This window comes from Dellaglioa carnosa (genome assembly GCF_026948345.1).
GTDB classification, from domain to species: domain Bacteria; phylum Bacillota; class Bacilli; order Lactobacillales; family Lactobacillaceae; genus Dellaglioa; species Dellaglioa algida.
Map to the genome: position 1 here is coordinate 121,759 of NZ_JANXLI010000002.1, position 25,567 is coordinate 147,325.

Sequence of the window (25,567 nt, forward strand, 5' to 3'; positions counted from 1 at the left end):
ACCATGAATTAAGCATATTTAAGCAATTCTTTAAAGTTATCCTGTAAGATGTTTGATACAATGTAACTATAATTAAGAAAGTCAGGAGACATCCAATGAAAATTTTAGTCGTAGATGATGAAAAAGAAATCGTTGATTTAATTTCTATTTATTTAAAGAACGAAGGATATGAAGCAATTACTGCTCAAAATGGACTTGAAGCTATTGAAAAATTAGAAAAAATGCCGGATATTGGTGTGATGATTCTTGATGTCATGATGCCTAAAATGAACGGAATGGATGTGATTAAAGAAGTTCGTAAAACTTCAGAAATCCCTATTTTAATGGTTTCTGCAAAGACAGAAGACATGGACAAAATCCGTGGATTAATTACGGGGGCTGATGATTACGTTGTTAAACCATTTAACCCATTAGAAATTATGGCTCGGGTTAAATCATTACTCCGTCGTAGTCAGAACTCAAATCCAGCACCCGATGTTGCACTCGAAATTGGACCATTAATTATTAAAAAGGACTCACATGAAGTTCAGACGGTTGATGGAAATGCTATTCAATTAACGGCTTTAGAATTTGGAATCTTATATTTGTTAGCATCACATCCAAACCATGTTTACTCCGCAGATGATATTTTTGAACAAGTATGGCAGCAGGAATCAATTATTTCTGCAAAAACGGTAATGGTTCATGTTAGCCATTTGCGAGATAAAATTGAAGTGGCCACAAACGGCGATGATATTATTAAAACTGTTTGGGGCGTTGGGTACAAGATAGAGACGCATTAGTTAAGGAGACATCTTTGAAATTAACCGGTAGAGAAAAAAGTGAATTAATCGGTGAAGGATTCATTACAATCATTTTATTAATTTTATTAAATTTATCTGTTTTTATCTTATTAAATCAAACCATTGCCTCTAACCCAGGACTTAGAAATGGGATATTTCAAATAAAGACATCATTAACGTTTGGACCTAATGATTTCAATATTTGGAGTTGGGGCAATGTTTTTGTTGTGTTTATGGTTATTGTAGATATTATTGTGCTTTACTGGCGTTTAATCCGACGTTATCGTCAGATGCAGTTGCGACATGTTATTTCAGAATTGCATTACATTGCTGAGGGTCATTATGACCACCAAATCCCTTTTAAGTTACAGGGAGATATGGCACGGGTGGTTTCGAGTATTAACGCGTTGGTTCAAAGTACAATTGAATCAATGGAAGAAGAACGGCGAATAGAGAATTCTAAGGATGAGTTGATAACGAATGTCAGTCATGATATTCGCACGCCACTAACATCAATTATTGGATACCTCGGTTTAATAGAAGATAATCAGTATAACTCACAAGAAGATCTACTATCATATACGCACACGGCATATGTGAAGTCGAAACAAATGAAAGTTTTAGTGGAAGATTTATTCGAATATACCAAGGTTCGTCAAACGTCGACACCAATTAATGCAATTGATTTTGACATGAATCAGATGTTGGCACAGCTGGCAGCTAGCTTTGAACTTGAAGCTAAAAACAAAGGAATGACAATCAGCAGTAGCACGAAACCTAACCCATTAATGATGGAAGCTGATACTGAGAAATTAGGTCGCGTTTTTAATAATTTAATTTCAAATGCCTTGAAATATGGTTCCGGTGGGAAGCACATTTATCTTGAAGCGGAAAAAATTGGCCAAGAGGTTATCGTGAAAGTCTCTAATGATGGGCCTAAAATTCCTGAGCAGTCGCTTGATCAATTATTTGATCGTTTTTACCGAGTGGAAGAATCGCGTTCACAAAAAACGGGTGGAACTGGATTAGGTCTTGCTATTGCTCAGAGTATTATCACACTTCATGGTGGGTACATTTACGTCGTTTCAGATGATTCGCTAACTAGTTTCGTTATTCACTTACCACTTGGTAAGGATAAAAAACTGATTAGAAAGTAAGAAGGATAGTTGCAAGAATAGGTATTATTGGGTATTCTTAAATGAATAAGAGAAGTTAAGAGGGTAAAGAGAATATGATATTTTTAAAACGCACAAAGAAATTTGTAGTTGGACTTATTTCAGGGGCAGCATTATTTACTGGGCTTTCAGCAATGACGCTTCACGATGTTAAACCTGTATCGGCTGCTACAACAAGTTCAAGCGCAATTAATTTAACTGCTAAAGCTGCTTTAGCAATTGATGCGGACACTGGTCAGGTTATTTACGAAAAAAACGCCGATGCCGTTCTACCAATTGCATCGATGACAAAATTAATTTCAATCGATGTTATTTTGGATCAAATTAAAAGTGGTAAATTAACTTGGGACCAAAAGGTGACTGTTGATGATGATTCTTATAAAATCAGTCAAGACACGTCATTGTCAAATGTACCATTGAGTAAAACGAAAAAATATACAGTTAAAGAATTGTATGACGCTAGTTTAATTTATTCAGCTAATGGTGCCATTATGGCACTTGCTCACCAAGTTTCGGGATCACAAAAAGATTTTGTGACTTTAATGCGCGCAAAAGTTAAATCATGGGGCATTAATGATGCTAAAATTGATAATGTCTCTGGATTAACGAATAGTGATATTAGTGATGCAGATCGCTACCCTGGATCATCTGCGGCCGATGAAAATGAATTAACGGCTAAAGATATGGGACTTATTGCTAAAAACTTACTTAAAAAATATCCAGAAGTATTGAAAACAACAAGTATCAAACGCCAAGCTTTTGATAAAGGAACGTCCGACGAAACGCTAATGGAAAACTGGAACTGGATGTTACCAGGATTGGCTAAAGCTTATACTGAATTACCTGTTGATGGTTTGAAGACAGGAACATCTGATAAGGCTGGCGAATGTTTTACGGGAACCGTTAAAAAAGATGGACATCGTATTATTACGGTTGTTTTAGGTTCATCACATAAGAGTGAAACAGATGTGAGTCGCTTTACTGATACGCAAAAAATCATGTCATATGTCTTTGATTCATTTGATGTTAAAACAATCAAAGCGGGTACGACATTTAAAAATGCAGATAGTTTACCTGTCTTCCATGGTAAAGAATTAACAACAAAAGTGGCACTTAAATCTGACCAAAAAGTTTGGTTGAAAAAGGGCGAAACAGTTAAGAGTGTTGTTTCGGCTACGGTAGCGAAAAACACATCATTAGTTAAAAAGACTGGATTAGAAGCACCCATTAAAGCTAATAGTGATATTGGGACGCTTAAGTTAACTGGCAAAGATGGTGCATTAACTTATGTTGATGGGGCAAAAGCACTTTCTGTTACCGGAACAAATGAGAAGGCAATTGAAAAAGCAAACATCTTTGTTATCATGTGGCGCGCGGTTGCTAATTTCTTTAAAAACTTATTTTAAGCAATAAAAATCATCTATATCACAAGATGATTTTTTTGTCTTTATGAGTTAATAAGTTATGTAAAATTAAGAAAATCTTAAAAAAAAAATAAATAGTAAAAAAAATTTGTCCTTCGTGGACATTTGATGTATATTATAACCTATCGATAAAACTTTATAGTAGACATAATTAATTTTAGGGGGCACCAATTTCAATGAAAATGATCAAGAATGAATTTAAATTTGTTGGTAAGAATAGACTAATTCTTATTTCAACAATCGTTATGATGCTCATTCCGATTCTATACGCTGCTTTCTTCTTGAAATCAGTTTGGGATCCATATGGTAAGACAAGTGAATTACCAGTAGCAGTCGTTAATAACGATAAATCCGTTAAATATAATGGTGAAACTTTAGATGTTGGTGATCAACTTGTAAAAGAGTTGAAGAGTAATCATCAATTAAAGTGGATGTTTGTTTCTGAAGAACAAGCAAAACAAGGGATGAAAGACAACAAGTACTACACAACAATTACGTTACCTGAGAACTTCTCTTCTAACGCAGCAACATTGTTGGATACAAATCCTAAGAAAATGCAAATCACATATGACACCAATGCATCACGTAACTACATTGGTGAAGTTATCAGTGAAGCAGCTGCGAAACAATTAAATAGCCAAATTCGTGAATCAGTTACGGAATCATACGCTACAGCTATCTTTGGACAAGTTAAAACAATCGGTAAAGGCTTTAAAACAGCCGCTACTGGTTCTAAAAAACTATCTGATGGTACGATTACGTTAAATGATGGATTAAATAGTTACATTACAGGTGTTGGCACGGTTAACAACGGTGTTCAAACGTTATCAACTAGCGTTGTACCATTGAAGAACGGCGTACAACAATTAACTACGGGTGCTGGCTCATTAAGTGCCGGATTATCGAAATTAGATAACAGTACGGGCGCTTTAGCTTCAGGTGTATCGAAGTTAGATTCTGGCTCATCAACGTTGGCAAGCGGTGTTGTAACGTACACTGATGGTGTAGGAACAGTAAATACAGGCTTGCAAACGTTAAACGGTAGCACTGGTGCATTGGCTTCAGGAGTTAAGAAGTTAGATACCGGTTCAACTGGTTTAGTTACTGGTGTGAAAGGATACACTAACGGAGTTTCAAATCTAAATGCTGGGTTACAAAAATTAACTTCAAAATCTAATGATTTAAATTCTGGAACAAAACAATTAGAAGGTGGGGTTTCACAAGTTCAAGCGGGAAACCAAGGTCTACATGATAGTTTAAAAAAATCTGCTGATGAACTAAGTGGTCAAATAGCAGAATTAACTGATCCATCAAAACCTAATGTTACAGATTTAAAAGCTGGGCTTACGGGATTGGATTCTTTAATTACAGAATTAACTAAGGGTTTAGGCACTACCGTTAATGTGAAGGGACTTACTGAAAGTTTAACGACAATTCGACGTAATACCGAAACTGTCGGATCTTCCGCTAAGGAGGCAGGAGTTCAGTTAGGAAGTCTAAATGAGAACTTATATAATTCAGCTAATAGTGCCAGCGTTGCTGAGCAACTATCAGATGCCAAAGGAAATATGGCTGTTTTAGCTAAATTTTTAGGTTCTTCCGATTTTGCCAATCTGGCAAAGTCAAATCCAGAGTTAGCAAGTAATATAGCTAAGTCAGTTGGCGGTTTAGGAAGTAACCTGGGAAACGCGGGGGAAAGTTTAAAGGCATCAGGGGATAACGCTAAAGAAATCAGTAAGGATTTGACCGCTATGTCGGATCCATTAGAAAGTAATGGGACTCAATTAAAAAATATTAGCGATGAATTAAGTCTTGTTAAACCGTTATTAGAAAAATTACAAGGATTAAAAGAAGTTTTACCACAGTTAGCGCCAGTACCAGGTTCTGCTAAAACAACAATTGATCAATTAATTGCCGGATTAACAAAAGTTCAAACCGGATTAACACAGCAAGGAGATACGCCATCTACCATGGGTGCCATCCAAGCAACAGAGTTATTAAATTCTGGATTAAGTCAAATTCAATCTGGGTTAAAAGGGAATGGAACTGTTGAAAATCCTGGATTAGTTTCAGGATTACAACAATATACGGCCGGTGCTTCAGCTGCTAATGCTGGATCTAAACAATTAACGGCTAAAAATAACGAACTTGTAGCCGGTGCGGGTCAATTAAGTACAGGTCTATCAACATTAAATGGATCAGTACCAACATTGACATCAGGTGTTAGTCAATTGGCTGCAGGATCATCACAATTAGCAGCAAATAGTGGCGCACTTGTATCAGGCTCAGGTCAATTAAGTACAGGTTTATCAACATTAGATGGATCAGTACCAGCATTGACATCGGGTATCGGTCAATTATCTACAGGTTCAAATACGTTATCAAATGGGTTAGTAACCTTGAATAACCAAGTGCCAGCACTTGTATCAGGTGTTGATCAATTGGCAGCAGGAACTCAAAAATTAGATGATAACTCAGCTAAATTGAGCGACGGTTCTAAAACACTTAAAGATGGCACAAAAACGTTAGCTACTGGTCTTAAAACAGGATCAGATACTGTTAACGGCATTAAAGCAACTAATAAAACAGCTCAAATGTTCGCTGCACCTTCAGAATTGAAACATAAAGATTACAGTTATGTACCTAATTACGGTCATGCTTTAGCACCATACGTACTTTCACTTGCATTGTACGTTGGCGCAATCGTCTTTAACTTTGCATTCCCAATCCGTAAAGTCTCAATGGAAGGTCAATCAGCAACAGCTTGGTTCTGGAGTAAAGTTGCTATCGGAACTGTCGTTGCTATTGGTATGGCAGTCGTTGAAGTGACAGGAATGCTTATGTTCGGATTACAAGCAGACCATGTTGCTCAAACTTACTTAATTGCAACTACGTTCTCGTTAACATCGATGTACCTCGTCATGGCGCTTGCTATGGCATTCGATAATCCTGGTCGTTTTGTGGCCATGGTTCTTCTGATGTTACAATTAGGTGGCGCGGGTGGTACCTTCCCAATGGAAGTTACAAATAGCTTCTTCAACGCTATCCATCCATTCTTACCAATGACTTACTCTACTTTAGGGTTCCGTCAATCATTAACATCTGGAATGGTTAGTGGACAAGTTGGAATGAGTGTTCTTGTTCTAGCAATCTTCGCTATCGTCTCACTTGTTCTATTATGGGTTGCTATGCAAGTTCTTCAAAATATCGGACTTGCTGGTAAATCACAATTAGATGATAACCAAAAATTACAAGATTTAGAAAAATAATCATTAAATTAAAATAAGGTCGCTCAGAATTTATTCTGGGCGACCTTATTTTTGTTGTTGGGCTAAGATGGCTGGTAAAACAATCCGATCAACAATCCGAACTGCAAAATCATTAACGAATTGCGGTGTCATATCATTGGGTGTCATCATTGCCTGATACTGTAATAAATTAAAAGGTAAAAGCTTAATATCCTCAGTGACGGTGTATTGAAGCTCGCCAGAGAGCTGGGCTTGTGACAATAATTGATCCATTAATGATAAGTTTTGTTGACGCATTCGATTTGAATATTTTTGAACGGACGGCGTGTCTTGACCAAGTTCGAATAAGAAGGCACGCATGAACTGAGGTGATGCATTGAAATGACTAAGTACTGAAATTAAATTATCACGTAATGTTTTATCCGAAAAATCAATAATTGAATAATCAGAAATCTCATCTTCTGAGAAGTAATCAACGGCATCTAGAAGTAAATCAAATGGCGTTTTCCAACGGCGATAAAGGACGGGACGCCCCGTGCCCGCCAGTCGAGCAACATTTGAAAAAGTGACATTTTCATAGCCTTCTTTATTTAAAATGTTGATGGCTGATTGAAAGATATCTTTAGTTAATGCTTTTTTTGTCTTTCGGGGTGCTCTTTTTTTATCCGTCATTATCTTTAAATCCCTTCATTTTAGATACGTTAAGTATAACATAGTTACATAATGTTATTAAAATAAATACAACGTGTAATTAAAAATTGACTTTGAGTTTACGTTGACGTATATTATATTTAAGATACAACTCGTACCTTAAATATAATTATTAGGAGACTTATTAAATATGAAGAATAAAAATTTGAAACTTGAACCGATTCCGCATAACTTGGTTATTATTGCGTGGATTATGGTACTTGGTATTATGGCACCAATGTTAGATTCCACTATGGTTAATATTGCGGTTAATCAGTTAAGTATTGATTTTCATGTAAGTTTATCAATTGTTCAATGGACGGTTACCGGATTTATACTGGCCATGGGTGCTGCCGTACCATTTTCAAGTTGGTTAGTAATGAGGTTTTCCGGTAAATCTGTTTATCTGTGGGCGGAATTCGCTTTTGGAGTGGCATCTTTATTGGCGGGTATTTCTTGGAATATTAACGTTTTAATTATCTTTCGATTAATCCAAGGATTTGCCGGCGGACTATTAATGCCAGTGATGTTCACCTTGCTTGTCGATTCCGTTGGTGGTGACAGAATGGGACGAATGATGGCTGTTATTGGCCTTCCAATGACCCTTGGTCCAATGGTTGGTCCAATAATTGGCGGACTATTAGTTCAGTATCTCTCATGGCGCTGGATTTTCTTTATCAATGTACCGGTCGTTATTATAGCAATTATATTACTGATACTTAAAGTGCCACAGGTTGCACCAAAAAATAAGTCTGTAAAATTTGATTATTTTGGCGTTACACTACTAATTGCCATTTCTACGACAAGTATCTATGGTGTTGTGCAAGCCAGCACTAAAGGAACGTTTAACAATACGGCGACATTATCGTATGTTGGTGCCGGAATCTTTCTAGCTATGATCTATGTAGGGTACGCATTATTGAATAGTAAGAGGGTCGTGATGCCTTTACATTTATTTAAACAACGTCATTTTTCTGGATCCATGTTAGGAATCTTTTTATCGGGATTTGTGACCTCTGGACCAATGTTACTTTTACCTCTTTTCTTTCAAGATATTCGAGGTGAAAGTGCAATTGTTGCGGCGGTATCTTTGATTCCACAATCAATTGGGATGCTCGTTTCGCGAACCGCAATTGGTAATTTAATTGATTCTTTGGGCGCTCGTTGGGTTACTATTATTGGAATTGGCGTAACGCTCGTTGGGACAATTCCATTTAGTTACTTTGATGCATCAAGTCATTATTTATTAATTGCAATTGTCATGTTCATACGAGGGGTTGGTGGTTCAGCGGTAAAATCTGCGACGCAAGCGGATGCTTATGTTGGATTAGATAAAGTAGATTCAGCAGCAGCCTCACTTAGCTCTAATTTATTTCAACAAATTGGTGCTGGGTTTGCAACAGCCGTTTTAGCGACGGCTGTCACAACCTATACAACGACGCATCATGTTGTAAATGTTACACAGCTGGCTCAGGCTTATCATTATGGATTTATGTGGTCGGCAATATTCGTTGTCAGCCTTATCATTCCAGCTATGATGTTGAGTCGTAAAAGATAAACTGGCGGGATAAAAGAACTGTAGATGAGTTATATTTGGTTAGCACTAATGGGTCGTAATCATCATTGAAAAGCGGTATACTGTATTTATTAATATTTAAAACAATAGGAGGCCAAATTATGTTAAGTCATTTTGATGAAAAAAATCTTGAAGTCAACGAAAAAGGGATTCCGTTCCCAGCTGATACGCGCGTTAGTTTTGAAACTAACAACGAATTCTTTACTGGGGTCGTTGAAAAACAACTAAAAAATTCGGCTATTATTAAATTCGATAAGGAATTTATTAAGAATGAAACGGCTGAAGAATTAAAACAAAAAGTTGTCATTAGTTACGCAGGATTAGAATTAATTAAATAATTAGAATGAGAGGTTAGCGTGCGTACTTAGCGCTAACCTCTTTTTTTAAATTAAACTAAAAAAGGGGGATGACAAGATGAATAGGTGGATTCAAAAATATCTCGATAAAGCCAATTTATTGGCTTCCCCCGTACAAATTGTCGTGTTTTATTATTTGTCATTAATTGTGGTTACTAGTCTCTTGTTATGTATCCCATTTTTTAAACAACCGGGTGTGAATATCTCGTTTATTGATACGATCTTTATGGCTGTTTCAACCGTTAGCGTTACTGGATTGACGACATTTCCGTTAGAGCAAGTCTATAATCAAAATGGTATTGTTTTACTCGAAATATTATTTCAAATAGGTGGTTTTGGGATCACCATGTTATCGACATTTATCTTGGTAATTGCTGGACGTCGAATTGGATTACAGCAGCGCCGACTGATTCAGACCGATATGAACCAACCACGTTTAAGCGGAAATGTTCGTTTGGTTTACACAATCTTTGGTATTATGTTGGCAATTCAAGCCGTATTTGGCGTAATTTTTTCATGTTACCTGTATGCACGTGATGGATTTGAACATCTAGCTAAATCAATTTTTGATGGCTTTTATATTTCAATCTCAGCACTGACAAATGCGGGTTTTGATATTACTGGTCAATCCATTATTCCGTATTCAAAAGATTACTTTTTTTTATTTTTAATTATGATTTTAATTTTTATAGGTGGTCTTGGGTTCCCAGTTATCATTGAAGTATTAGCGTGGATTAAAATGACTTGGTTTAGGCCGGGTAATCAGAAATTTAGATTTTCACTGTTTGCAAAACTGGCGGGTAGCTTCGCGATTGGGTTCTTTTTTATTGGAACTATTCTGATATTTTTATCTGAGAATAATGGCTATTTTGCAAATAAAACGGTTATTGAGAAAACAATCACGGCCATGTTTTATAGTGTGACAACGCGAAATGCGGGATTACAGATAAATCAAATTGGCGATTTTAATACAACAACATTACTTATTTTCTCTATTTTAATGTTTATTGGTGCCAGTCCGAGTTCTGTTGGTGGTGGTGTCCGAACGACGACGATTGGTATTTTAGGGCTATATCTACTCTCATTTATCCGAGGGCATAAGAACGTGAATGTCTTCAACCGAAGAATTCACGAAAATGATATTCAAAAATCAATTGTCGTTGTTAATTTGTCCATCTTGATGTGTCTGATTGCGGTTTTCATTTTAAGTATTACGGAAAACCAATCACTCATTTCATTGATTGTGGAGGTAACCTCCGCCTTTGGGACAACGGGATTATCAACGGGCATTACTAGTTCGCTTAGTGTCATTGGTAAAATGGTTATTATTATCTTGATGTTTGTTGGACGTGTAGGGATGTTATACATGTTGATATTCTTTGTTTCGAAAAAAGATCGGGATGAAAAATACCGTTTTCCGTCAGAACAAATCATTATTGGATGACTTTTTGATTAAAGTTATTAAATAAAGAGTATTAAAAAACAGATGTATGCTATAATTTATACCGCAAAACCATTTTATATTACTGGAGGATTATCGTGAAAGAAACGGAAAAACGCTGGCTCACAGTCCTAAAAATTGCGCTGCCACTTTGTCTGAGTTACATCCCAATTGGACTCGCATGTGGGATTTTACTCCATGCGGCAGGCTTCAATACGATATTAGCAGGATTAGTTTCCGTGCTTGTTTTCTCAGGTGGTGCACAGTTTTTGATTGCATCAATGCTGACAATTCATTCGCCGATTCTTTCGATTGTTACCATGTTATTCTTCCTTGAATTGCGTTACGCCTTATTAGGTGCTAGTTTATCGCAATACATTCGAGGAACTAGTCGTAAATTCCTATACATATTTGCGGCATCACTGAACGATGAAAATTATGCAGTTAATTACTTAAAGTTTGCGACAGATAAAGAATGGAAACCAAAAGATGCCTTGATGGTTGAACATTACTCATTATTATTTTGGACAATGAGTAACGTTGTGGGTAGTCTTATTGGTGCCGGATTAAAAATTAATTTAAGTATTGTTGAATTTGCGTTAACATCATTATTTATTTATATGATTGTCATGCAACTCAAAAATTACTTAACAATTCTAATTAGCGTCTTGTCAGGAATATTGGCAATTGTATTTATGACGTTATTTCAAAGTACGATGGGATTAGTAGTGGCAACGTTGTTAGCCTCTTTTGTTGGCTTCTTGATAGAACACGAAGTCGTTAAAAAAGGTAAACGTAGCAAGTTATTGAATACGATTAAACCAAGAGCAAGTCGACATACGATCAGTAGAAAATCTAAAGTTTCTGAGGAAAGTTAACTATGGAAATGACAACAATGGATCATTTTTTATTAATTATTTTATCTGCGTTTGTTGCATATTTACCTCGATTCATTCCATTACGAATTTTTGCATCTCGTGAAATTCCGGAATGGTTTAATGAATGGATGAAGTATGTGCCCGTTTCTTTATTTTCAGCATTAGTTTTTAAAGATCTTTTTATTAATTCAAGATTTCAGTTTGTTGGTGTAGATAACGTAACGAAGTTAATAGCAGCAGTAATCGTCTTTGCGATTGCTTACCGTACGCGGTCAATGGGTCTATCAGTTGTTCTTGGACTCTGTGCTATTATGTTATTGTCACTTGTTTTGTAAATATAAATTAAAATAAGAATTCGGTTTCATTGGGAAGCCGAATTCTTATTTTTGATTAGCGATTGAGCAATATTCCGTGATATAATGGCGTTAGTATAAATATGATAATTAAGAGGTGTAGTTAGAATGAAAAAATGGGTATGGGGAATAGTAGTAATCATCATTGTAGGTATGTTTGGTGGTTATGGGTTAACAAAACACGCGGAAACTGGAAAGAGTTATGATACGGCAATGAAGGACGGTAAAGCCGCAATCAAGGATGCAGAGTATGCTAGCGCTGAAAAGCACTTCGACGTTGCTTTACAAAAAAAATCAAATGACGCTACTGCACAGGCTTATAAGACACAAGTAACGCACTATAGGACCGTTCTTGATAAGGTCGAAGCACGCCAGTATGATAAGGCAAAAGATGCAATAAGTATCGTTTTGGCAGATCGTGACGCATCAACGGTTATTAAAAAACGTGCAACAAATTTAGAAAAAGAGTTGGCAACAGTTATTAAAAAACGTGAATCATTTACAGCAAGTTATAATACTGCAAAAGATTTAACCGCAAAAAATAGTTACACGGCATCGAATACTGAATTAGATAAAATTTTAAAAGATAGTGATATTGATAAAAATTATTATTCAGATGTTAAGAAAGAAGCAATTGATTTACAAAAGAGCAATGATAAGAAATTAGCAGCTATCGGATACCCAACAAGTAGTTCAACGAGTTCGAGCTCATCATCTTTATCATCAAGTAGCAGTAGTACTACTTCGAAACCTAATACTGATTCTGGTTCATCGTCAGCGGAATTAACATCAGAAGAAAAGGATGATGCGGCGAAGTATTCGGGATCAAATGAGTACACGACAAATTCATCAGATTATGTTGATGCAAGTAGTGATAAAATTACTGCAGCTCGTATAAGCGAGGCACGTGATGCAATTAAATCTGCTGGGGTAAATCCTAGAGCGTTTAGCGATTCGGATGTTGCTAAAATTATTAAACAGTCTATTAAAGAAAAAACAACTGTTAAGGCTATTGCAGCACGCGATTACAAATAAAATACTTTTAAGAGCACGATCCTTGATTTTATTGGGGTTGTGTTCTTTTTCTTAAGTATATACAACATAGTAAAAACTGGGGGAATAGGTTATGTATTTAGCTATTAAAGAAATAAAACATAATAAGTTTCGATACGGACTTATTATTTTCACGATCTTTCTAGTATCATATCTCATCTTTTTTTTAACAGGTTTAGCATTTGGACTTGCGAATAATAATCGCTCGTCAATTGATAATTGGCATGCAGACAATGTTGTCATTAGCCAATATGCGAATGATAACTTATCGTCTTCGGAAATTCAAAGTAGCGCATTGCCTGAAATTTCAGGATCAAGTGCTGATTATGCTTACTTAGGTCAAATGATGGGTGTTGCTAGTCGTAAGAATGAAAAAAAAGCAAATATCAGTGTTTTTGGTATTGAATTTAATAAGTTCTTAAAACCAAAGTTAATTCAAGGACGTATGCCACAAAAGGCTAACGAAGTTGTTGTTGATAATGGATTGGAAGCAACTAAACTAGGTCAAAAAATAAAAATTAATAATGTGGATGAAGTTTATACGGTCGTTGGATTAACTACCGGGAACAAGTATACGACATCGCCTGTTGTTTATTTGCGATTGGCTGATTATCAGACATTAAGGTATGGACCAGGTAGTTCAAATAAAAAAATAAATGCGGTCGTTTTAAAAAATTCGGCAGGTATTAAAAAAGAAACACAATTTACAACGTTAACAACGAATGAATTAATTAACAATATACCGGGATACGCTCCAGAGGTAAAAACATTTGCATTAATGATTGGGGCGTTATTTGTTATTATTGCGTTTATCGTCGGTATATTTATGTATATTTTAACTATTGAGAAAACAGCTGTTTATGGTGTTTTACGAGCACAAGGGATTTCTGGTGGAACCTTAGTTAAAAGTTTAATCTGGGAATCATCATTGTTAGGGGTAGCAGGAATTGGGCTTGGAATTATTGCGGATGTGGCAACAGCAATAACGCTGCCAGCTGCCGTACCATTTTTAAATAACGCGCTCTTAGTTTCTGGATTCTCACTTGTTTTATTGCTAATGATTATTCTGGGATCACTATTTTCAATTTCTAAAATATTACGTGTTGATCCACTTGATGCAATTGGGGGTGTCTAAATTGAGCTTAATGCGATTATTGAATGTATCCAAGATGTTTGGAAAAGGTGATAGTGCCAAGTTAGCGCTCAAAGATATTAATTTAGTTGTTGAACCTGGGATGTTTATTGGGTTAACTGGTCCTTCAGGCTCCGGGAAGACAACATTGTTAACAATTATGGGTGGGCTTCAAGGTCTAACCGACGGTGAAGTTTATTTTAAAGATTTAGAAATTGGTAAATTAAGTGAAAAAGAACGCACGCACTTAAGATTTAATGAATTTGGCTTTATTTTACAAGGCTCAAATTTAGTTCCTTTCCTAACGGTTTTAGAACAGTTTGAGTTGGTAAGTAAAATGCGTAGTAAAAAAGGGAATAATAATCCCGAAGTAATGCTACGTGAATTGGGCGTATGGGATCAAAGAAATCAATACCCAGCTAGTCTTTCAGGTGGACAAAGACAACGTGTTGCAATCGCTAGAGCGTTGTTTAGTCAGCCGGAAATAGTCTTTGCAGATGAACCAACGGCAAGTCTAGACAGTAAAAGAGCGAAACAAGTTGCTAAACAATTGGCAGATATTACGAAGAAAACAGGCCAAACGATTATTATGGTTTCGCACGATGAGGATGTATTAGCTTATACAGATAAAACATTCTTTATGCGGGATGGGCAATTGACGGAAGAATAATAATAGATAAATTAAAAGACAGAATTCTTATAAAAAAGAATTCTGTCTTTTAATTTGGAACAAAAAAAGAGACGCAGTTGCGTCTCTCCTTAATTTAATAGTTTATGATCTTAATGATGTCCATTTCCAGTTGTTAACTTCTGGAAGATCATCACCATGTTCGCGAATGTAAGCTTCATGTTCTGCAATCTTAGCATCCATTTCTTTAACAAATGCATCACCCATAGCGCCTAAATGGCCGGCTTGTAAGACAGCATCTTTAGCAAGGTTGAAACGATCCATTTGGTTCAATACACGCATATCGAATGGTGTAGTAATATCACCATTTTCACGGTAACCATGAATTGCGATGTTGTGGTTGTGACGATCATAGAAGATGTCACGAACCATAGCTTCGAAACCATGGAATGCGAATACGACTGGTTTGTCAGTTGTAAAGTAGTTATCGAATTCTTCATCAGAGAAACCACGAGGGTCAATCTTAGGATGACGTAATTTCAAGATATCTACAACGTTGATGAAACGAATCTTTAATTCTGGGAAGGCTGCGTTTAAAAGATCAACAGCAGCTAAAGATTCTAAGTTAGGTTCTGTACCAGCAGCAGCAATAACGATATCAACATCATCGCCTTTAGCAGTACTTGCCCAATCAATGACTTTCAAACCGTTTTCAACAAGTTCTTGAGCTTCATCAGCTGAGTAGAATTGAGGACGTGGATGTTTACTTGAAACAACCAAGTTAATCAATTCTTCGCTTTGAAGAGTTGTATTCATAACAGCTAATAAACTGTTAGCATCAGCTGGTGTATATTCACGGATGAATTCAGGTTTCTTATCAGCTAAATGACCAAGGATACCTGGATCTTGATGAGTATAACCGTTATGATCTTGTTGGAATACAGTTGATGTTGCAATAACATTCAATGATGGGTAATGGTTGCGCCATGATTGTTCTTTGGCTTTACGTAACCATTTGAAATGTTGTGTCAACATTGAATCAACAACGCGTAAGAATGATTCGTAACTAGCGAAGAAACCATGACGTCCAGTTAAGACATAACCTTCCATCCAACCTTCAGCTTGATGTTCTGATAATTGAGAATCAAGAACACGGCCTACAGGACTTTGCCATTCATCGTTACCTTTTTTGATTGGTTCTAACCATTGACGGTTAGTTGCTTCAAAGACGGCATTCAAACGGTTTGATTTAGTTTCATCTGGTCCAAAGATACGGAAGTTTTTAGGATTTTCTTCGATAATATCACGAGCAAAATCACCGAAAACAATCATATCTTGTGCTGTAACAGCACCTGGAGTTGACGTATCAACAGCATTTTTCTTCCAATCAGGCATAACTAATTTTTGAGGATTAATTCCACCGTTAGTAATAGGGTTCATTGCCATACGTTGGTTGCCTTTAGGTGCCATTTCTTTTAATTCAGGAATTAATTGACCATCTTTTGTAAATAATTCTTCTGGACGGTATGATTTCATCCAATCAACAAGTGAGTCAATATGTTCCATGTGACGTTGTGTTACAGGAATTGGCACTTGGTGAGCACGGAATGAAGCTTCGATTGGTTCGTTATCCCATTGTGCTGGACCAGTCCAGCCTTTAGGTGTACGAACAATCATAACAGGCCATTTAGGCATTGTTGCTTCTTCAGCTGGGTGTTTGCGAGCTTCAGTTTGGATAGCTTTAATTTTTTCGATAGCAAGATCCATTTTTTTAGCCATATCAGGATGGATGATCTCAGGATCAGTTCCTTCAACGAAAATTGGATCCCAACCCATACCTTCAAAGTATTTCGTTAAATCTGCATCAGATTTACGTGATAAAATTGTAGGATTTGAGATTTTGAAACCATTCATATCAAGAATTGGTAATACGGCACCATCATTAACTGGGTTAATGAAGACATTTGAGAACCAACTTGTTGCTAATGGGCCAGTTTCTGATTCACCATCACCAATTACTGTAGCAGCAATGACGTCAGGGTTATCAAGAATAGCACCAGCAGCATGAGATAATGAATAACCTAATTCGCCACCTTCATGAATTGATCCTGGTGTTTCAGGAGCAGCATGAGAAGCAACACCACCTGGGAATGAAAATTGTTTGAACAATCTTTGCATACCAGTTAGGTCTTGAGTGATTTTAGGATAGATTTCTGTATAACTACCATCAAGGTAAGCGTTAGAAACCATTACTTGGCCACCATGACCAGGTCCTTCAATATAGAACATGTTTAAGTCGTACTTGTTAATTGCACGGTTTAAATGAGCGTAAATAAAGTTTTGGCCTGAGATTGTTCCCCAATGGCCGATAGGGTTAACTTTGATGTCTTCAGGTACGACATCAGTTTGTAACAATGGATTTTGTTTTAAATAAAGTTGACCAACTGAAAGGTAGTTTGCTGCACGCCACCAAGCATCAACTTTATCTAAATATGATTTAGATGAAAAATCAGTTTCTGTCATAGTTATACACTCTCCTAAAGGTTTTATTTGTTAAATTAATAACGCTTACTATATGACCATAATAACAAACATCAAACAGAAGTCAATCATTTAGTTTATTGGAACGTACCAATTTTGAAAATAAACAAATAAAAAGCCGTTAAATGGGTTATTTAACGGACATAAAAGTATTGAATTTAGAGAATTTATAATGGAATCTCATGCTTGAATATTCAAATGGTGTACCATCATCTAAGAAAAAAATACCATCCATAATGCTGACTGGTTCTGTTGGTTTTAAATCTAGAAGGGTTTGATCGTTTTCGGTAGAAGGTTCAGCATAAATTGAAATAGATGATTTGGTAACTGACTGATTTTGAGCATCTTCTAAATAATTAAAAATGGATCCCCTAACGATAACACGTGATAAATTGGGAACAATTTTGATGGGAATATATCCTGTCTCAATCATGAATGGTGTTTTTTCAAATAAACGAAGACGAACAATTTTGTAAACAAAGTCATCTGCATTTAAGAAAAGGTTTCGTTGTAAGTCTTCTGATGGGGCAATTACTTCAAAACTTAACACCTTAACTTTAGGACTTTTTCCGTTCATTTCAAAACCATCTGTGACACCCAGGTTAGTTCCCGCATAATTGAAAACCGTTTTATTTTTTAAATACAGTGGATTAATAAATGTACCAGATCCTCGTTTTTTAAAAATAATGCCATCACTGGCCATCTGACCCAAGGCCCGTTTTACTGAACTACGACTAATCTCGTAAGTTTCACTTAGACTACGTTCGTCGGGAAGTTTCATGTCGGGGAATTCATTCGCAGTGATTCTTTTTTTTAGTTTACTAATCAGTTGTTTATAAATTAATTCGGCCATAAAATGGGACTCCTTTCGTAGCGTTAATAATCATAGTTAAACATAAGTTTTAATATTCAACAAGTCGACATTTTCTGAAATGGATTGATGATGTGTAATTAAAAAGTAAGAAGTACAGACATTTCAGTGATTTTTTTGTACAATGAAGATTGTGATTAAAGGAGTGTGTCTATTGGAAATCTGGCAAAGTTTTATTGAAAATATTAAGTTACGTAGATTCGTTGTTTTATGTACGATTATTGGGGTTATCTTCCTTGCAAAAGATGTTATTAGCATTGTGTTATTAACGTTTATTTTTACATATTTAATGGTTCGGTTGATAAATATGATTCAGAGACATTTGCCAATCAATAGCCAATTAATTGTTATCGGCGTGTACCTGGCAATTCTCGCATTATTGTATTTGGCGATTACTAAGTACTTACCGATTTTAGTCATGCAGACAGTCTCGATGACTCATTACGTGATTAATTTTTATCAAAATCCGGGCGATGAAACAAACGTTATGATGGAATGGTTAGTTAATTCTATTGGCAAGTCTCAAATTATTCCGCAATTAAAAAGTGGATTCACGCTTGTTTTTAAATACTTAACAAGTATTGGATTTATGGCGGCAACGTTCTTGTTGTCGTTAATATTAAGTTTCTTCTACACGATTGAAAAAGATCAGATGGCAAAATTCTCAAAAAACTTTTTATCAAGTGAGTTTGGTTGGTTTTTCCAAGATGTTTACTATTTTGGTGAGAAGTTTGTGAAATCTTTCGGGGTAGTGATTGAAGCTCAATTTTTTATCGCAACAGTTAACACAATTATTACGATTACCAGTTTATACTTTATGAATATTCCGCAGCTATTACCTTTAGGAATTTTAATTTTCTTGATGAGTTTAATCCCTGTTGCCGGTGTATTAATTTCATGTATACCGTTAAGTTTAGTTGGGTATTCTGTCGGTGGTATTCGCGATGTTATTTATATTTTAATTATGATTATGGTAGTTCATTTACTCGAGGCTTACGTGTTAAATCCTAAATTCATGTCGAGTCGGACAGAATTACCCATCTTTTTCACATTTGTAATCCTATTGGTTGGTGAAGAATTATTTGGGACATGGGGCTTAATTGTCGGAATTCCTATTTTTACCTTCCTGTTAGATATCTTAGGCGTGAAGTCGATCCCCGGAACTAGAGGACGAAGCGTTAAAATCAAAAGACTAAGGAGAAATAAGCAAACTGATGGCAAAGAAAAATAAATTTTTAACTGAATTTAGAGTAAACAGAAAAAATACGAACTCGGTTAAGTGGGATAACTTAAAAGAACAATATGGTGACGATCAGTTATTACCATTGTGGGTTGCGGATATGGATTTCAAATCACCTAAAGCGGTGACGGATGCCTTAGTTGCCCGTGTGCAACATGGCGTTTTCGGCTATTCAACAATTCCTGATTCATATTACGATGCTTTTTTTGAATGGCAACAAACTCGTTACGGCATTGAAATGCATAAGGAGTGGATGCGCTTTGGAACGGGAGTCGTCAATTCATTATATCAACTAGTCGATTTAATGACGGAGCCAGGTGACAACGTTTTAGTTCAAACACCCGTTTATTATCCATTTTATAGTGCGATTGAAGACAATCAACGACGTGTGATTCGAACACCTTTAAAACATGAAAATAACCAATATGAAATGGATTTTGAAGCACTTGAACGTGATATTAAAGAGAACCATGTTAAATTACTGATTCAATGTTCACCACATAATCCGGTGGGTCGCGTCTGGACGGAAAGTGAGTTAACACAACTGCTTGAACTATGTCGTGAGAATCATGTCATGATTATTTCTGACGAAATTCATCAGGACTTAATTGTTGGAAATAAACCTTTTATATCGGCGCTATCAATAGATGATGGTCGTTACCGAGATAATATGGTTGTCGTTAACGCACCATCAAAGACGTTCAATTTAGCTGCATTACAAAATTCACATATCATTATTCCAAATTCTCAATTACGTGCCAAGTATGACAAACTTGTGAAACATTTAAACAAACCAGAAGGTAGTTTAATGGGACGAGTTGCAGGCGAAGCTGCTTATCTTTCAGGCGCAATCTGGTTGGACGAAATTCTAAGTATTGTCAGAACGAATTATTTAGAAGTCAGTCATCAGTTAGTTTCTAAATTTCCAGAGATTAAAATTAGTGAATTAGAAGGGACTTATCTGATGTGGATAGACCTTTCAGCTTATGTCAGAGCGGACAGAATGAAAGAATTTATGCAAAAAGAATGTGGCTTGGCCGTTGATTATGGTCAGTGGTTTAGCGAAGAAACTCCAGGGTTTATTAGAATGAATTTAGCGACGGATTTAGGGACAGTTCAAATCGCCGTAGATCAGCTGTTAAAAGGGCTCAAGGGTGCCAAACTGAATCACTTAAATTAGACTATTAATTTAGGCGATTTCAGTGTAAAATGTACCAGTAAACTAAAAATAGAAAAAGAGGATTTTATCTTATGGCAAAATTAGTATTTATTCGTCACGGACAAAGTGAATGGAACTTATCTAACCTTTTCACAGGTTGGGTAGATGTTAACTTGAGCGAACAAGGCGTTGCTGAAGCACAAGCAGCTGGTGAAAAGATTAAGGCAGCTGGAATCGAATTTGATCAAGCTTACACATCAGTTTTAACACGTGCTATCAAAACGTTACACTACGCACTTGAAGGTTCAGACCAATTATGGGTTCCTGAAATCAAATCATGGCGCTTAAATGAACGTCATTATGGTGCTTTACAAGGCCAAAATAAAGCCGAAGCAGCAGCACAATTCGGTGAAGATCAAGTTCTTGTATGGCGTCGTTCATACGATACATTACCTCCACTTTTGAGTGCATCTGATGAAGGTTCAGCAGCTAACGATCGTCGTTATGCTGATTTAGATCCTAAAGCTATCCCAGGTGGCGAAAACTTAAAAGTTACTTTGGAACGTGTTATTCCTTTCTGGGAAGACGAAATCGCTCCTAAATTACTTGAAGGCAAAAATGTAATCGTTGCTGCACATGGTAACTCATTACGTGCCCTTACAAAATACATTGAAAACATTTCTGATGCAGATATCATGGGTGTTGAAATGGCAACTGGCGAACCAGTTGTTTACGATCTTGATGACAAATTAAACATCGTAAGTAAAATCAAACTTTAATTGTGGAAAGAAGTTAAGTAATACTGTTGAAATAAAATTAGTCAAAAAAAATAAGAGCAACTATCGGTTTCCTGATAGTTACTCTTATTTTATTTATTCTCGGTCGAATAAGTGAGCAAGAAAAGAGGCATTAAAAGAATGATTGACGATAAAACAATTGTTTTTTCAGCAAGGTAAGGAACAATGGCGCCAGTTACAGCAGCACCAATAGTAAAACTAGAAATAATCGTACCGATTTCAACTGCTTTAGTTGTCGCGACTGTATCGTGTCGGACAAGACCTTCGAAGAGAGATTCAGCTAAGGTTCTAATATTTCCGGTCATCATAAGTGAGGCGAATGGGCCATTGTTTAGACGTCTGAATTCTTGAAGTTGGGCCGCTGCCGCGATTGAGACGAGGGCGCTTGCTAACATGTCAGGAATAACAGGTGAGATAAAAGCGACTAATAAGAGCAAGATAATTTCAAAAGTAATAATTAGTTGTTTGCGTCGTACCAAGGTATCACTTTCAGGAAGCCTAATTTGAAGATAGTGCGCCAACATGGTTCCTAGCATGAAGGATAACAAGGGGACTAAATAATGTAAGGCGGTGGAGAAACTGAGCTGACCAATGTGTGTACCAAGTAAAATTAAATTCCCGGTTTGCAGCCCGGCAAAAACTTCACCGTGAACTAGGTAGGTATAAGCATCGAATCCGCCAGCAGCGGCAGCTAAAAAACTGCTAAAAAGTAATTTTTCGTGTATTGGAGTTATCTGTTTCATCGTTAAATTCCTTTCAGTGTTCATTCAATAAATTGAGTATAGGCGTTCCCAAAAAAAGAAGCGACTAAAAGGTCTTTCAAAGTTCCGCCAAGTAGAAACGTAAAGATGAAAATTCGAGTTGTTACTAAATTGAATCAAGTCGTCTTGTTTATTTAGCATGCACAGATATGGTCAATATTTTTTTTTATAATAATTATATATTTATTATAAAAAGGCATGTCAAGGGGCAAAAAGATGAGGCGTGGCGGACTTATATATTTATTATAATTATATAAAGAAAAGGCGTGATACACTGTAAAAAACAGTAAGAGGAGAGCTAATCTTATGAAAAAAAGACGAAGAATATGGATTAGTATTGCAATAACTTTTATGCTCATCCTAGGAGGATTAATAATGTGGTTTACAGTTGGCAAACAAGAAACAAAACTGAATAAAGGTGGGGTCATTTTTACAGCATTACCTTTGAAGTCGAATGATTATTATCAACCGTTATATCAAGAATTAATACAGTTTAGTAATCAATTCGCGAAACAAGCCGAAGGGCAAGATTCAGTTGAAACTTTAACGAAGGACTCGAAAGTTTTAAAAAGAATTAATACGGACTATGATGATATTTGGTTGCGCGATGTGGCGCCAGTATTGGCTAATAAAATGGTTAAATTTCGCTACCAACCCGCTTATTTACCAAAGAAAGACGCGAAATATTTGGATAAGACTTTCAATCGATTTTTGAAGCAAAATGAGATTAAGACGGAATCTTCTAAATTAATTGTGGACGGTGGAAATGTAGTTTGGAATAAAAAAGACGTTGTTGTAATGACGGATCGTGTTTTTGACGACAACGATCAATTAACGGAAAAAGAAGTTATTCAGGCACTTAAAAAGCAACTGGATGTTAAAACGGTAATTATTATTCCTGCGGAGGAAGAAGATGTTTTAGCGCACGCCGATGGTATGATTAAATTCATTAGTCCTAAAAAGATGTTTATCAGTGATTTTCAAAAAGATACGGTATTTCAGACTAAGGTTCGAAAGGCAATTCTAAAAGGGATGCCAGATGCTGAATTCGTTGAATTAAAATCGGCATATACTGAAAAAGGGCAGTACGATAAAGATATATTCTCTGCTAAGGGCTTATATATTAATATGTTGGAAACGGACAAAGTAATCTATGTGCCACAATTTAACATGAAACAAGATCATGAAATGCTAGAATTTATTCGTAAGAACGTAGATAAACCAGTTATTCCTGTTGAAATTGGAGATATTTCAACAATGGGAGGCGCATTGAACTGTTTGACATGGTATTACCCACCGATTAAGGATTAATGCGAAGACTTATAAAATGATTTTTCTGGTCGAAATTAAAAAAATACGTTAATATAATATTTTAAAAGAAAAATAATTTTTTTTAAAGCTTACCAAAAGCGGCTATTAATTTTTAATAATTACGGTATAATAATAAAATAGGTTTTTATTATTAAATGAAGAGGGATTTATAATTAAAATGAAAAAAAATATGAATGTGTTTCTGGCTGGTGTTATTTTAGGCCTGATTGTTATGGGGATAGGGCTTTTAGTTATCTATAGACCAATGATGCTCAATAAAGAAAGTCTTTGGAAAGAATCAGTTATAGCAAAATCAAATACTGAAATCAACGCGGTAAAAAAAGCAAATGAGACATCAAAAAAATTAGATAAGAACCTTCAAGTTCTTAATATCGATTTTCAAAAAAAAATGAAACAAACTAATTTTGTTGGATCTTTTTACGGAGTTAAAGATAATGAAGAATTTACTGACGCCGGTTTGGGTTACGCCAATGCTAGTAAAAAAATATTAAATGGTAAGGATTCCATGTATAGTATTGCTTCCATTCAAAAAGTGATGACTACTATCTTATTAGGACAGGCATTACTACAGACAAAACACAACTTGGATGAACCGTTAAGTAATTTCTTACCTGACGTACCAAATGCGAAAAATGTAACTTTAAGATCAATGCTTCAAATGGTATCCGGATATGCTCCACAATCGGCGCCCAAGGGGAAGAATCTGAGTGGCCAAAAATTATATGAATATGTAATTAATAATATGGAAGTTGGCAACGTAGGAAAATTTAAATATTCGGCGGTTAATTACTTATTGCTAACCTTTGTGATTGAAAAGTTGACCGGTAAATCTTATGAAGACTATTTTAAAGAAATTATTAAACAACCGTTAGGATTGACACATACTGATTTCCAACAAGATATTGTTAATAATGAGGAACGAGCGGTTAGCTACAAATCAAATACTAAAGATAACTATAAGGAAATATTTGAGATGACGATGGGCCAGTATAATTATGAAAAAGGAACTGGAAATTTATTTATGTCGAGTAAAGATCTTTTTAAAGTATTGAGCCAATACTTAAAAGGAAACATAATCCCAATGACAATGGTCAGAGAACTAAATAGACCGGAGGGGCAGACGACTTACTGTGGTGGATTATATCATAATGAATCACGTGTAACGGCACATGGTATGGAAAGGGGATTTGAACCTACCGTATTAATGTCTTATGATGGTAAAAGTGGGATCGTCTCTCAAGGGAACATGAAGTTAAAAAAATACACTAATATGAACTCGCTGATTAAAATTTATCCAACCTTGTTTAAACAAGACTAGACAATAGCATAATATTGAAAACGACTGCCTTTGGGCGGTCTTTTTTTGTTTAATCATAAACATAAAGTTTACAAAATTTACAAAAAACTATTTACATTTGTAAAAGTAAGCGCTATCATTTGACTTGTAAAGACGAAAGGAGATACACAAAATGAAAATTACAACAGGGGAACTAGCAAAATACTTAGATCATACTAAATTAAATCCGGATGCAACAAAAATGGACATTGAAACGATTTGTGAGGAGGCACGTCAATATAATACGGCATCTGTCTGTGTTAATGCGCATTGGGCATCATTGGTTACAGAAAAATTGGCAGGAACGGATGTTAACACATGCGTTGTTGTGGGATTCCCATTAGGAGCAACAAGTACACAGTCAAAGGTAGCAGAAACTAGAACAGCTATTGAAGACGGTGCAAAAGAAATTGATATGGTCATTAATATTGGCGAATTGATTGGCGGCAACAATGAAGTCGTTGAATCTGATATCAGTGCGGTTGCACAAGAAGTTCATAAATCAGGTAAATTATTAAAAGTGATCATTGAAACGTCATTTTTAAATGATGAACAGATTGTTAGAGCCTGTGAATCATCTGAAAAAAGTCATGCAGATTACGTTAAGACATCTACGGGATTCAGCGCTTCTGGTGCCAAAGTAGAAGATGTGAGCCTGATGCGTAAAACAGTCGGTGATCGCTTAGGCGTGAAAGCTTCCGGTGGTATTCATAGTCGCGAGGAAGCAATCGCAATGATTGAGGCAGGAGCAAGTCGCTTGGGTGTTAGTGCAACTAAGAAAATTTTAGAATAGG

General features: G+C 35.9%; 22 protein-coding genes. 18 read left to right on the forward strand and 4 right to left on the reverse strand.

What is annotated here, in order from left to right; genetic code table 11:
* The first annotated feature begins 95 nt into the window (after nt 1-95).
* From N0K80_RS03600 to N0K80_RS03615, 4 genes are all read left to right on the forward strand, one after another.
* Nucleotides 96-782, forward strand: coding sequence for a response regulator transcription factor (locus N0K80_RS03600; protein ID WP_057974192.1), 687 nt, complete (start codon nt 96-98; stop codon nt 780-782).
* Nucleotides 783-796: 14 nt separating this feature from the next.
* Nucleotides 797-1,939 carry a sensor histidine kinase gene (locus tag N0K80_RS03605; RefSeq protein ID WP_269008485.1) on the forward strand — a complete coding sequence of 381 codons (1,143 nt, stop codon included), beginning with the start codon at nt 797-799 and terminating at the stop codon, nt 1,937-1,939.
* Nucleotides 1,940-2,013: 74 nt separating this feature from the next.
* Nucleotides 2,014-3,363, forward strand: coding sequence for a serine hydrolase (locus N0K80_RS03610; RefSeq protein ID WP_269023789.1), 1,350 nt, complete (start codon nt 2,014-2,016; stop codon nt 3,361-3,363).
* Nucleotides 3,364-3,557: 194 nt separating this feature from the next.
* Nucleotides 3,558-6,650 (forward strand): YhgE/Pip domain-containing protein, encoded by a 3,093-nt coding sequence (locus N0K80_RS03615; protein ID WP_269023790.1) that lies wholly within the window; start codon nt 3,558-3,560, stop codon nt 6,648-6,650.
* A 45-nt stretch (nt 6,651-6,695) separates the two neighbouring features.
* Here N0K80_RS03615 and N0K80_RS03620 read toward each other — a convergent pair whose 3' ends face one another.
* Nucleotides 6,696-7,301, reverse strand: coding sequence for a TetR/AcrR family transcriptional regulator (locus tag N0K80_RS03620; RefSeq protein WP_269023791.1), 606 nt, complete (start codon nt 7,299-7,301; stop codon nt 6,696-6,698).
* A 169-nt stretch (nt 7,302-7,470) separates the two neighbouring features.
* Here N0K80_RS03620 and N0K80_RS03625 point away from each other — a divergent pair, with 169 nt between their 5' ends.
* The 8 genes from N0K80_RS03625 (at nt 7,471) to N0K80_RS03660 (ending at nt 14,778) form a co-directional block, all read left to right on the forward strand.
* A complete protein-coding gene (locus tag N0K80_RS03625) occupies nt 7,471-8,877 on the forward strand; it encodes a DHA2 family efflux MFS transporter permease subunit (protein ID WP_269023792.1) in 1,407 nt (468 codons plus the stop codon).
* Between the two features lie 119 nt (nt 8,878-8,996).
* Entirely contained in the window at nt 8,997-9,233 is a 237-nt protein-coding gene (locus tag N0K80_RS03630) for a hypothetical protein (protein ID WP_057974657.1), read from the forward strand.
* 76 nt (nt 9,234-9,309) lie between these two features.
* A complete protein-coding gene (locus tag N0K80_RS03635; RefSeq protein WP_146343174.1) occupies nt 9,310-10,695 on the forward strand; it encodes a TrkH family potassium uptake protein in 1,386 nt (461 codons plus the stop codon).
* A gap of 95 nt (nt 10,696-10,790) precedes the next feature.
* On the forward strand, nt 10,791-11,570 hold the full coding sequence (locus tag N0K80_RS03640) for an AzlC family ABC transporter permease (protein WP_112251197.1): 780 nt from the start codon (nt 10,791-10,793) through the stop codon (nt 11,568-11,570).
* Nucleotides 11,571-11,572: 2 nt separating this feature from the next.
* A complete protein-coding gene (locus tag N0K80_RS03645) occupies nt 11,573-11,905 on the forward strand; it encodes an AzlD domain-containing protein (protein ID WP_057974660.1) in 333 nt (110 codons plus the stop codon).
* A 126-nt stretch (nt 11,906-12,031) separates the two neighbouring features.
* Nucleotides 12,032-12,958: a hypothetical protein gene (locus tag N0K80_RS03650; protein WP_269023793.1), complete on the forward strand. Its 927-nt coding sequence runs from the start codon at nt 12,032-12,034 to the stop codon at nt 12,956-12,958.
* Between the two features lie 91 nt (nt 12,959-13,049).
* Nucleotides 13,050-14,111 carry an ABC transporter permease gene (locus N0K80_RS03655; protein WP_269023794.1) on the forward strand — a complete coding sequence of 354 codons (1,062 nt, stop codon included), beginning with the start codon at nt 13,050-13,052 and terminating at the stop codon, nt 14,109-14,111.
* 10 nt (nt 14,112-14,121) lie between these two features.
* Nucleotides 14,122-14,778, forward strand: a complete 657-nt coding sequence (locus N0K80_RS03660) for an ABC transporter ATP-binding protein (RefSeq protein ID WP_330166149.1) — start codon at nt 14,122-14,124, stop codon at nt 14,776-14,778.
* Between the two features lie 102 nt (nt 14,779-14,880).
* Here N0K80_RS03660 and N0K80_RS03665 read toward each other — a convergent pair whose 3' ends face one another.
* Both N0K80_RS03665 and N0K80_RS03670 read right to left on the reverse strand, forming a co-directional pair.
* The gene (locus tag N0K80_RS03665) at nt 14,881-17,259 is read right to left on the reverse strand and encodes a phosphoketolase family protein (RefSeq protein WP_269023796.1); all 2,379 of its coding nucleotides are present in this window, start codon (nt 17,257-17,259) and stop codon (nt 14,881-14,883) included.
* A 148-nt stretch (nt 17,260-17,407) separates the two neighbouring features.
* A complete protein-coding gene (locus N0K80_RS03670; protein WP_269007957.1) occupies nt 17,408-18,130 on the reverse strand; it encodes a GntR family transcriptional regulator in 723 nt (240 codons plus the stop codon).
* A 172-nt stretch (nt 18,131-18,302) separates the two neighbouring features.
* Between N0K80_RS03670 and N0K80_RS03675 the strand changes: the two genes are divergently transcribed.
* From N0K80_RS03675 to N0K80_RS03685, 3 genes are all read left to right on the forward strand, one after another.
* Nucleotides 18,303-19,379 (forward strand): AI-2E family transporter, encoded by a 1,077-nt coding sequence (locus N0K80_RS03675; protein ID WP_269023797.1) that lies wholly within the window; start codon nt 18,303-18,305, stop codon nt 19,377-19,379.
* Nucleotides 19,363-20,568: a MalY/PatB family protein gene (locus tag N0K80_RS03680; protein ID WP_269023798.1), complete on the forward strand. Its 1,206-nt coding sequence runs from the start codon at nt 19,363-19,365 to the stop codon at nt 20,566-20,568. Before N0K80_RS03675 ends, N0K80_RS03680 begins: the two co-directional genes overlap by 17 nt.
* 71 nt (nt 20,569-20,639) lie before the next feature.
* Nucleotides 20,640-21,326, forward strand: coding sequence for a 2,3-diphosphoglycerate-dependent phosphoglycerate mutase (locus tag N0K80_RS03685; RefSeq protein ID WP_269007960.1), 687 nt, complete (start codon nt 20,640-20,642; stop codon nt 21,324-21,326).
* An 89-nt stretch (nt 21,327-21,415) separates the two neighbouring features.
* On the opposite strand, the gene N0K80_RS03690 is transcribed toward N0K80_RS03685, so the two are convergent.
* The gene (locus N0K80_RS03690; RefSeq protein WP_269023799.1) at nt 21,416-22,087 is read right to left on the reverse strand and encodes a YoaK family protein; all 672 of its coding nucleotides are present in this window, start codon (nt 22,085-22,087) and stop codon (nt 21,416-21,418) included.
* 393 nt (nt 22,088-22,480) lie between these two features.
* Between N0K80_RS03690 and N0K80_RS03695 the strand changes: the two genes are divergently transcribed.
* From N0K80_RS03695 to deoC, 3 genes are all read left to right on the forward strand, one after another.
* Nucleotides 22,481-23,416, forward strand: a complete 936-nt coding sequence (locus tag N0K80_RS03695; protein WP_269023800.1) for an agmatine deiminase family protein — start codon at nt 22,481-22,483, stop codon at nt 23,414-23,416.
* A gap of 178 nt (nt 23,417-23,594) precedes the next feature.
* A complete protein-coding gene (locus N0K80_RS03700; protein WP_269023801.1) occupies nt 23,595-24,755 on the forward strand; it encodes a serine hydrolase domain-containing protein in 1,161 nt (386 codons plus the stop codon).
* A gap of 151 nt (nt 24,756-24,906) precedes the next feature.
* The gene (gene deoC, locus N0K80_RS03705; RefSeq protein WP_269023802.1) at nt 24,907-25,566 is read left to right on the forward strand and encodes a deoxyribose-phosphate aldolase; all 660 of its coding nucleotides are present in this window, start codon (nt 24,907-24,909) and stop codon (nt 25,564-25,566) included.
* Nucleotide 25,567: the final 1 nt, after the last annotated feature.